11 protein-coding genes are annotated in these 9,836 nt (G+C 24.2%); 2 read left to right on the forward strand and 9 right to left on the reverse strand.

Annotated elements, in window-relative coordinates:
• Nucleotides 1-35: 35 nt before the first annotated feature.
• From C6B38_RS06185 to C6B38_RS06215, 8 genes are all read right to left on the reverse strand, one after another.
• On the reverse strand, nt 36-500 hold the full coding sequence (locus C6B38_RS06185; RefSeq protein ID WP_105299005.1) for a hypothetical protein: 465 nt from the start codon (nt 498-500) through the stop codon (nt 36-38).
• Nucleotides 439-615 carry a hypothetical protein gene (locus tag C6B38_RS12385; RefSeq protein ID WP_443028755.1) on the reverse strand — a complete coding sequence of 59 codons (177 nt, stop codon included), beginning with the start codon at nt 613-615 and terminating at the stop codon, nt 439-441. Before C6B38_RS12385 ends, C6B38_RS06185 begins: the two co-directional genes overlap by 62 nt.
• Before the next feature lie 29 nt (nt 616-644).
• On the reverse strand, nt 645-1,016 hold the full coding sequence (locus tag C6B38_RS06190; RefSeq protein WP_105299006.1) for a hypothetical protein: 372 nt from the start codon (nt 1,014-1,016) through the stop codon (nt 645-647).
• A gap of 196 nt (nt 1,017-1,212) precedes the next feature.
• Nucleotides 1,213-1,737, reverse strand: coding sequence for a hypothetical protein (locus C6B38_RS06195; RefSeq protein WP_146693344.1), 525 nt, complete (start codon nt 1,735-1,737; stop codon nt 1,213-1,215).
• A complete protein-coding gene (locus C6B38_RS10240; RefSeq protein ID WP_105299008.1) occupies nt 1,680-1,889 on the reverse strand; it encodes a hypothetical protein in 210 nt (69 codons plus the stop codon). Before C6B38_RS10240 ends, C6B38_RS06195 begins: the two co-directional genes overlap by 58 nt.
• A 109-nt stretch (nt 1,890-1,998) precedes the next feature.
• On the reverse strand, nt 1,999-2,226 hold the full coding sequence (locus C6B38_RS06205; protein ID WP_105299009.1) for a hypothetical protein: 228 nt from the start codon (nt 2,224-2,226) through the stop codon (nt 1,999-2,001).
• Between the two features lie 83 nt (nt 2,227-2,309).
• Nucleotides 2,310-3,812, reverse strand: coding sequence for a hypothetical protein (locus tag C6B38_RS06210; protein ID WP_105299010.1), 1,503 nt, complete (start codon nt 3,810-3,812; stop codon nt 2,310-2,312).
• An 8-nt stretch (nt 3,813-3,820) separates the two neighbouring features.
• Nucleotides 3,821-7,483 (reverse strand): AAA domain-containing protein, encoded by a 3,663-nt coding sequence (locus tag C6B38_RS06215; protein WP_105299011.1) that lies wholly within the window; start codon nt 7,481-7,483, stop codon nt 3,821-3,823.
• 429 nt (nt 7,484-7,912) lie between these two features.
• On the opposite strand from C6B38_RS06215, the gene C6B38_RS06220 reads away from it, so the two are divergent.
• Nucleotides 7,913-8,215, forward strand: coding sequence for a hypothetical protein (locus C6B38_RS06220; RefSeq protein ID WP_105299012.1), 303 nt, complete (start codon nt 7,913-7,915; stop codon nt 8,213-8,215).
• A 65-nt stretch (nt 8,216-8,280) separates the two neighbouring features.
• Here C6B38_RS06220 and C6B38_RS06225 read toward each other — a convergent pair whose 3' ends face one another.
• Nucleotides 8,281-8,880 (reverse strand): hypothetical protein, encoded by a 600-nt coding sequence (locus tag C6B38_RS06225; protein ID WP_105299013.1) that lies wholly within the window; start codon nt 8,878-8,880, stop codon nt 8,281-8,283.
• 789 nt (nt 8,881-9,669) lie between these two features.
• Here C6B38_RS06225 and C6B38_RS10245 point away from each other — a divergent pair.
• Nucleotides 9,670-9,807: a hypothetical protein gene (locus tag C6B38_RS10245; protein ID WP_162475915.1), complete on the forward strand. Its 138-nt coding sequence runs from the start codon at nt 9,670-9,672 to the stop codon at nt 9,805-9,807.
• Nucleotides 9,808-9,836 lie beyond the last annotated feature (29 nt).

Raw genomic sequence — 9,836 nt, forward strand, 5'->3', positions numbered from 1 at the left:
TTATTTATCGTATTTTTTCCGTATTCGGTATCTATCTAAATCAGATATTTTATGAAAAAACCGAAATATTTTTTTATCATATGGAACATATTCTTCCATTTGTCAAAAATAATCACTATGTCTATTTTATGAAAAAACCGAAATATTTTTTTATCATATGGAACATATTCTTCCATTTGTCAAAAATAATCACTATGTCAATCACTATCAATACTAATACCTAACATATGCTTTTTTTGTTTATCAGCAAACATATAAAAATGTTTTACACCACACAACGCCATTTTTAACTCTTCTTTTGTCATTTCAATAACACCAACTTTAACAATTGGGTCAGTACAATTTGCACTAAAACGATATGCTTTGATATTTAAGTCATAAATATTTTTTGATTTTTCTTGACTATATGCTTTTACTACATATTTAGCAACATACTTACTAACAAATTCATTTGTACCAGTTTCAACTGGTAAAAACTGCTCCGCGTTTTTGATACTCATAAGCAACTAAATATTTTAAATTTTCATATTTATTTTTCTTATATTTAGAAAAATGATATTTTATTTTTTTAATAAGTAACTTAAAATGATGATTAGCCTGTTTTACATTTTGCATATTTTCTGCATAAGTTAAAGTCGTAAAACCTAAATTTTGACAACCATTAAAGTTATGAATTGCTTTTTGAATACAATTTCTTCTGCATAAGTTAAAGTCGTAAAACCTAAATTTTGACAACCATTAAAGTTATGAATTGCTTTTTGAATACAATTTCTTTGTGAACGAACGCGACTATTTAATAATTTAGTTTCATTTTCCCCAGTATTTTTAATCCCAGTTGGATTTCCTTTTCCAAAACTATTAATACACTCTAACGGTAAAACAACTGTTTTAATATATGGACCATAATATACTTTTTTAACATAATATTTTTGATTAATATAACAATCAGGGTTTATGTAAGGTTTATATAAATTTTCCCCCGTTAAACGATTGTATGCATTTATATTTACATTCATTTTTTGTTTTCCTTTCTAAAACAAAAATAAAAAAACATTTACTTATATTTAAAGTTTCCTGCGAAGAAACAATATTGTCAATTTACTTTATATAGTAATGATAAGTATAATTAAAAATATTTATCATAAACTTCAATTACAAAATACAAATAAAAAAACAATTAATTTGTTGTTTTTTAAATCAATATTTATAGAATTAAACTTTTTTTAAAAAAGTTATTATATTTTCTGGTTTTATAAATAATTTAATTGAATTATTATTATTTGAATAACCCTCCGCTCTAAAAAATATTTTCAAATAAAAATTACCATTTTTTTTGATAAAATTTAAGTTATAAATAATTTCTACCTCATAATTTTCATTTGGGTTATATTTATAAAATTTTAAATTAGAATTATTTTCGTTTTTATCTGAAAGAGAAATATAATTATAATATCCATTAGGTTTTAATGCCTTAACTATATATTTATCTTGGTTTAATTCTTTATCGAAAACGGATAAAGACATATTAAAATTTTTAAAATAAAAACCATTAATTTTTTCTTTTAATTCGTTTAAAGAATTAATATTTAATTCTTTTGTAATATTTAATTCACAGTCAAATAATATTTTATCGTCTAAAATACTATTGGGATTAATAAAAAAATTTTTTGTTTTAAATTTTATGTTAGCATTTTTATTAATAATAGTATTATTTGAAGAACAAGGATTTTGCATCATTGATTTTTTGTTTTAAATTTTATGTTAGCATTTTTATTAATAATAGTATTATTTGAAGAACAAGGATTTTGCATCATTGCCATTAAAGGTGCTACCCCACTAGTTGTTATAGCAGTTGCTCCGATTAAACTTAATATTTTTTTTATAGACATAATACTACTCCTTTCATTTTATTTATATGTATTTATTAAATACATAATTTAATAATATTTAATTATTTTTATTTTGTCAATTTTTGTTTCTCCAGTTGTGTTACTTAATCTAGTTAATCAAGATTATTTTATCATTAATATTTTTAGTTTCTTTTAATTTATTAATTAGCTTATTTTTTGATATACTTATAAGAAAAAAATTCATCTTCTCAAAAGAAGGACCTAATTCATTAAAAGTAGTATTATTTTTAATATTAATATACTTATAAGAAAAAAATTCATCTTCTTTAACATTTTCTAATAATAAAAGTTCACGTAATCCTTTGTTTTCTTCCATTCTTTTTAAGATCACACTCTCAGTATAACATATAAAAATAGGATTGATTTTAAAACCCATCCATAATTTTAATATCTAATTTTTTAACTAATTATCTCTTCAAAAATAGTTTGAATATTATTTAGTAAGTTTCCTTTAATATATGTTAATTCATTGTCTAATAAATGACAACTAGTTTTAACATCATATCATAAGACATGATCATTAATTGTTGTCTTTTTAAAGTTAATTTTATTAATATTTTCTTTTAATAATTCTAATAGTTTATCACTTTCCAAATGATCAATAATTAAATTAATTGCTTGTTGATTTGAAGTAAATTTATAGCCTTCAAAAAAATTAATAAAATTCATTGCATATTCTTCTTTTCATTTTGGGTTTGTTGAAAAAATATAATCTTTAAATTCAAATAAATGCATTTTTTGATTAAATGATCAGTAAAAAGCTTTAATTTGACTAATAACTTCTGGACTAATTTGTAATTTTTTTTCATTAACATTAAAAGTTGAACTTAAAAATTGCATAAATAAATTAATTATAATTTTTTCAGCAGCTGTTTTAACTTCTTTATGATATTTATCAAGGTTTTTTTGAATTAAAGGAACATCATAAAATAAATTATAATCAATTAAAAAAGCATACTTAATCCGGTTTCGTAAATAATTATCATATAAAGATTGATAAATTTTTTTATTCACAATTACATTACTATAATAATTCATAATTAATTTATCATTAATTGGTAAAGCTAATAAATAATCAATAAAAAACTTATTTAATCCTTGGTACTGAAATTGCATAATTTGATGATATGATAAAAAATATTTTCGATATTGACTAACACTCATTTTTCGTCAAATGGCTTCTGAACTAGTTGGATTAGAAAAATCAAAGGTCAACTTTTCTGGTTTAACAGTTGTTCATTCCGAAGGTTCTTCTACAGTTGGTTCAAGTTCATCTTTTAAAATGATATTTCGTTTAGTTGGATCAATATAATTATCGTCATCGTTTGACATACTATGTTGTTTGTTAAACTTAAAATATTTTTCTTCGTTCGAAGTATTATTAACGATTAAATCGGGAATATCATATAAAGCAATTACTGGTTTTTCTTTTTCATTTTTAATTGAATATAATAACTGAATAAAATTAAGATACCGGTCTGGAAAAGATAAACTACTAAAATCAATTATTTTACGTGGTGTTACTACTTTTGCTTTTGGTTGCGGTTTTTCTTTTTGTTCAGAAATAGAACTTAATTTTTTAATTGTTTTTGTTGACGGTAATACGGCAGGATCAATTTCTCCTGGTTCTTCTTTTTCTTGCTCTTGACGACTAAATGATTCTAATGTTTCATTACCAACATAATTATATCCGCGCAGAAAAACAACCCGATTATCTTTTAATAACGTAATAAATTGATTTGCTTGCTCAGAAGTTACAGTTGAGAAATACGTATGAATTAAATTTAATAACTCTGCTTTAATAATCCGATTACCATTTTTTGGTAAATATGTTTTAAATAAATATATTTCTAAATCCTTAAGATTTTTCATTTTTTTAATTTTAGTTAAATCAAATTTCATAAGGCCTCCTATTTACCAATAATTTTTTGTACAATCCTATTAATAATATCTACTTGGTAATTTTTAAATAACCAATTACTATGTAAAATTGCTTCAATTTTTCATCCGCGGTCAACTAAATACTTTTGACGATAAAAATCATATTCTTTTTGTTCAACACCAATTGGATATGTTAAATCATCACAAATAATTCCTAATACATAATGGTCTTTTTTCTGATCATATACCGTAACATCAATTTGATAAGTTCCTTGCACTGTATATGTTGCAATTTGATAACGCTCATGTCCACTTAAGGCTGCTGTTAAAGCAGCTGCAACTTCTGCTGTAAATTGTCGATTAATTTTAGAAACTTGTTGTTCTTGAGCATAACTTTTTGCTGTTGTTAACTTTGCTAATACTTTGTCTTTTTGATCTTTTCCGCGGTTTAATTGCTCAACATATTCTAAATAATATTTAAAGTATCGTGGGCCAGGATGTTTTGAATCTTCTGAAATTAATGATGATGGAAATGACTTAACAATATAAATTTTTTCTTTTGCCCGAGTAATTGCCACATTTAAACGGTTCTCACCACCAGCTTGCGATAAAGGACCAAAGAATTGCGTAAATTTATTATTCTCGTCCCGCGCAAAACCAATTGAAAAAATAATAATATCGCGTTCATCACCTTGAATATTTTCAAGATTTTTCACAAATAAGCCTTCATTCCGCCCATTATGCACTCGATGTAATTCTTGTTCTAACACTGGTGTTTTTTCAAATTCTTCCGTTAAATATTGTCAAATTAAGTTTTTTTGTACTTCGTTAAAAGTAACAACCCCAATTGTTTCTTGTTGTTTTCGAGTTGTAATAATTTCTTTTAATAAAGCAACAATTCGTTTCGCTTCAGGAATATTACCCCGGTTTTTTCATACCCCATCAGGAACATCAATTAATTTTAACGGAAAATCCTTTTTTGTTTTATTTGAAATCATAATCAAATTATTATCATAAAAGGCAGCATTTGAAAAATTAATTAACTCACTATATTTTGACCGGTAATGAAATCGTAACATACTAGAATTATATTGTTTACTAGCAAAGTCAAGTAAACTCTTATCAGTTAAGGTTGTTTCAAGGGCTAACAATTCTTCGTTTTGTTCTCACCCATCATAATCAAACCGTGATGAAAAGAAATTTGTTGGTTCTAATTGTTTTTTATCCCCAGCAACTAAAATTCGTTCTGCACGATAAATAATTGGAATTGCTCGTTCCACAAAAATTTGTGATGCTTCATCAAAAATTAATTGGTCAAACTCTTGATGATTTAATGGTAATAATTGGGATGCAATATCCGGAGTTACCATAATAACGGGAAATAAAACTTTAATTAATTCATAGTTATTTTTAAAATAATAAGTAATTGATCGTTTTGTTTTTTTTCGACATTCTTCAATAAGTTTAGGTAACGTTTCAATAAAATTTGCTTTAATAACATCCCGAATTTGTTGATGGTATAAATAAGTTAAATATTCTGTTGTATTAAGCATTGATTGATTGCTTAATTTAGTTAGTTCTTTAAGTCAATTTAAAGTTCCAACTTTTAATAACTCAGCATGTTCTGTTTGATAGCAATGAACAAAATAATGTTGATAAATTAATGGCAAATCTGCTTCAACTTTAACAACAGTTCCTAAGTAAGCATATAGTTCATAATTTTTATCTTCACGACGCAAGCGATCATTTTGGTCAATCAATTCTAAACGATTAACAAAATAATCAATATTTTTAAATTCCGTTGTTAATGCCTCAATTAAAGTTGTTTCTTCAATTTTAAATAAATTAAATTTATTCTCATCAACACTATTAATCGTATAACTAACAATATTATTTTTTAAGACATTAAATATTAATGCTAAAAATTTATGTGGTTTTAATCCTTTAGCTTTTTTTAACATTTTTTTAAATTCTTTGACACGAAAACGATGATAAATTTCTGCAAAATGGGGAAAATCATTAAACAAGGCTAAAAATTTTTGAACAATCATCGTATTTTGATAAATTCAATGACAATGACGAGAATAATCATCATATTCTAATTCAAAATAATAAAACTGACTTAATAATTCAAAATCTAATGTTAATGGCTGATTTTTAACATTATTTAAAAATTGTAAATAATCTTGATAAGCATCTTGACGTGCAAATATTTTATATTTCTTAATATTATCAAATAACTGATCCATTTTGCTTAAATACATTGCACTTTCGACTTCTGGATATAATTGATTAATATTATTAATACTATCTAAAATTTTTTGATAAAAACTCTCCTTTTCTTCTAAGTTAGTAATCATTAAACAATAATTTTGAATTTTTTTCATATTATTATAAACTACTTTAATTGCATCTTTTTTTTCCGCACAAAACAAAACTCGCTCCCCACGGCATAAATTATTGACAATTAAATTGCTAATTGTTTGTGATTTTCCAGTTCCAGGTGGACCTTGAATAATCGTATTTTTTTCTAACGCTTTCTTAATGGCCACTTTTTGGGAAATATCATAATTGTTAATTGCCATTACTGTTCTTTCATTTAATTCTTCTTGATACCGTAGTTGGTTTTCCGCTCAATCCTCTTCAATATTATATTCATTTTGAAAAATTTGACTAACAGAATTATCAATAACTTTCTCTAAATCACAATAATCTCGATATAACGTTGTTGATGAAATATTATACATTCCAAGATAGCAATCAAATACTAACCCTAAATTATTAACTTGATAATTATTGGCTAAATATTTCTCAAAGTTATCAGCAATATTAGAAGATAATTGTTCATTTTGTTTATAGTAATTTAAATTATATAAATTATTTATTTTATCTTCATTTTTAACCTTAAATCCTAATGTTTTTAAATCTGTAATTGCTTTTTGAAAAATATCATCCGTTAAAGTTAAGGAATCAAAACTAAATTCAGCCACATTATAATTACTATCTTTAATTTGACTTAAACGAATTGCTGAATTTAATAAAATTTCATCATGTTTTGTTGCTAAAACAATTTTAGTTTTTGTACGACTAAGTTCATTTAGTGGTCATAATAATAATGGCGCACGAAAAACTTTTTGTGATTGTGTTAATCCTTCAATGTATGGCCAACCAATATATAATGGATTAATATTTCTTTCAAAGGAATATAATTTGGCATCTTGTAAAATTCGAATAAATTTATTAAAAATTTTTGTTGTTTCTTCACTAATGATTTTTTCTAATTTTAATAAGCTTTCTTCACTAACTTTTTTTCCATCTTTTTTAACAAACAACGTAAAAATAAATTCAAGAATTTTTGAATAATGTAAAATGGGATACTTATTGAATGCATGCTGCTTTAAGTGTGAAGCAAATTCTGCATCATTTTTACTTTTATTAATAATTCCTCCAACGTAACCACAAATTTCCCTAATTGTTTCTCCAGATAATTTAGTAATAATAAGATTTTCTTTCTTATTAATATCTTTTCAAACTTTTTTTGGACTTTGGTTTGATAAAAATAATAAATCTAAGAAATTAATAATATTTTTACTTTTTGTGTTAATTTTGGTTAAAAAAATGTCTCCCACTGATTTATCATTTAACAGTCGTTTTTTGTACTCACTTAAAATCGTTAGAATATTTTTTTTCATAGTCTTTCTCTTCCTATTAATATTACTTATATTAGCATATTTGTTAAAAGTTGTAAATTATTGTAGAAAGACAAATGTCTTAAAAATAAAATTTTATGAAATAAATTTAGTTAAATACTACAATAATTTTTAAAAATAGTATATTATTAGCATAGTGTATGACTAATTTATTTAGTAAATAGCATTACGTTGATGAGGATAATAGTATGAACGCTATTAATCAATTATTAAATACATTAGAAAATTACGGCAGTATTACGGGAACTAATATTGTCAAAATCCAAACCTTACAAAAAAATTATACCATTAAAGATAATTGTTATTTAATTCAAAAAAAAACAAAATTCAAATGAATATTTCTTTTTTGCTAATGCTAAAATATTACCTTGATGAAATTATGAATATGATAATGATCAAAACTTAAAAATTATGAAAAATAACAAGGAAATTGTTGAAACAATTCCAAAAGAAAGATATTTATCATTCAAAAATGATAAAGATGCAATAACTAGTAGTCAAGTCGTAATTCCCTTACCGTTAGCAAAACCATTATCCGTATCTGAACTAATTAATGATTATGCTTCAGAACATATTATTCGAACTATTATTACTAATCTAGTCCCATTAGAAATTGTTGAAAAAATTACAATAAAAAATATTGAAGCAATTAAAACTAATGGTAGAAATGAACAAATTTGAAGTTTTTCACAACATATTAATAAAACAAAATAAAATAATATTAGAATTAATACTAATATCATTTTTAGTTATGTTTTTAAACAATTTATTATTGAGCCTTATTTATCTAATTCAGTTTCTTGTTCATGTTGATTTGTTTGTTGTTTATCTAAATTTTTTAATTGCTCATTAATTGATTTTATTTGTACTTTACTTAAATCTGTTAAATTTGGTTTTGGTGCAATTAGTGGTTTTCCTTGCCCATTAATGCCATTTAATTGTGGTTTTTTTGTTTCTACTTTTCGTAAATTATTTTTCATTTTCATAATTTCTTGTTGCAAAATACTTGGTGGTGCTGGTGGTTGTTCTTTTGGTCTTTGAATTTTATTTTGCATCGCATCACTTTTTACTCGTGGTTCCACACGATAACTTTCTGTGCTTCCTGGGATTGGCGGTGCTGGACAATGTGGTTTTAATGGTTTCAAATTTTCATAAATTGGTTCATTATCATTTGTAATAATTTTTTTTAAAACTTCACGATATTGGTCATCCTTAAGATGCTCGCCAATTGTTTGACTCATTGCACTCACAAATTCTGATGAAACTTTTGAAGCTTCTTTATTACTAAAACCAAGTTTTTTCAAAAATGAATTAAATGACTTTTTAAGTGATTTATAAACTGTTTTTAACGTATTTTTTGCTTTTGAAGTAATTCCCATCTTATTTACTTCCTTTTTTAGTTTTTAATTGACTATGTTTTATAAACAATAAACAATTAAAGTAATTTATTTTAAAAATATTAGTAATATTTTTAAAATTATATACGATATTAAACTTAACATATTTAATTAAATTTAGCAAGGATTATTTTTAAAATAATGTAAATTGTAATTTAATAAAAATAAAATGATATGAGGATTAAAACTCATATCATTTTTAATATTAATATTTATTATCAATCATAAGATAAGATTATCTAATTTCCAACCGGTAACTTGGCCCATATAATATGTGAAACCAATTTTTTGTGTAGAATAAAGGATGAAATAGGACAAAACAACTCTTGTTAAAGGGTTGTTTTTTTATTTGAAAAACAATCTAACAATTTAATAGATATTTTGGCGGTCTAGCCCAACAGTAATCAGTCTGGAAATAATAGACGCAATAACTTGCGATAGTGGTGATAAGTGCGAGGTCAACATCAAACCACAATAAAAATAGAGATGGAAATAATAGACGCAATAACTTGCGATAGTGGTGATAAGTGCGAGGTCAACATCAAACCACAATAAAAATAGAGATGGTCACTTTATAAATAAATTTGCGATTAGCATTAGGTTCTTCAAGGTGCGAGTGAATTTATTTTAAAAACTGAACGCTTTGACCTGAAATGGTGCGGATGAAGAAATGTAATTATATGGCGTCTTAACTATACAAAAAACTACAAATTGTAGAACATTGTAGTTAATATACCAACAATTACCAAAATTAATAATAAGGAGGTAAAGATGAAAAAGAATAGTTGTCTTAAAAAAAGATATTGAGGTTATTGCTTTAAATGTGATAAACAAAATAAATATATCCTTACACACAATGAAATTACTGATGAACATTGAGCATTAGGTAAAAAAAATAGGAGGAATTAAATTATGGAAAAAAGATATTTATTAATAAC

Origin of the sequence: Spiroplasma sp. ChiS, from assembly GCF_002968355.1 — a bacterium.
GTDB lineage: Bacteria > Bacillota_I > Bacilli_A > Mycoplasmatales > Mycoplasmataceae > Spiroplasma > Spiroplasma citri.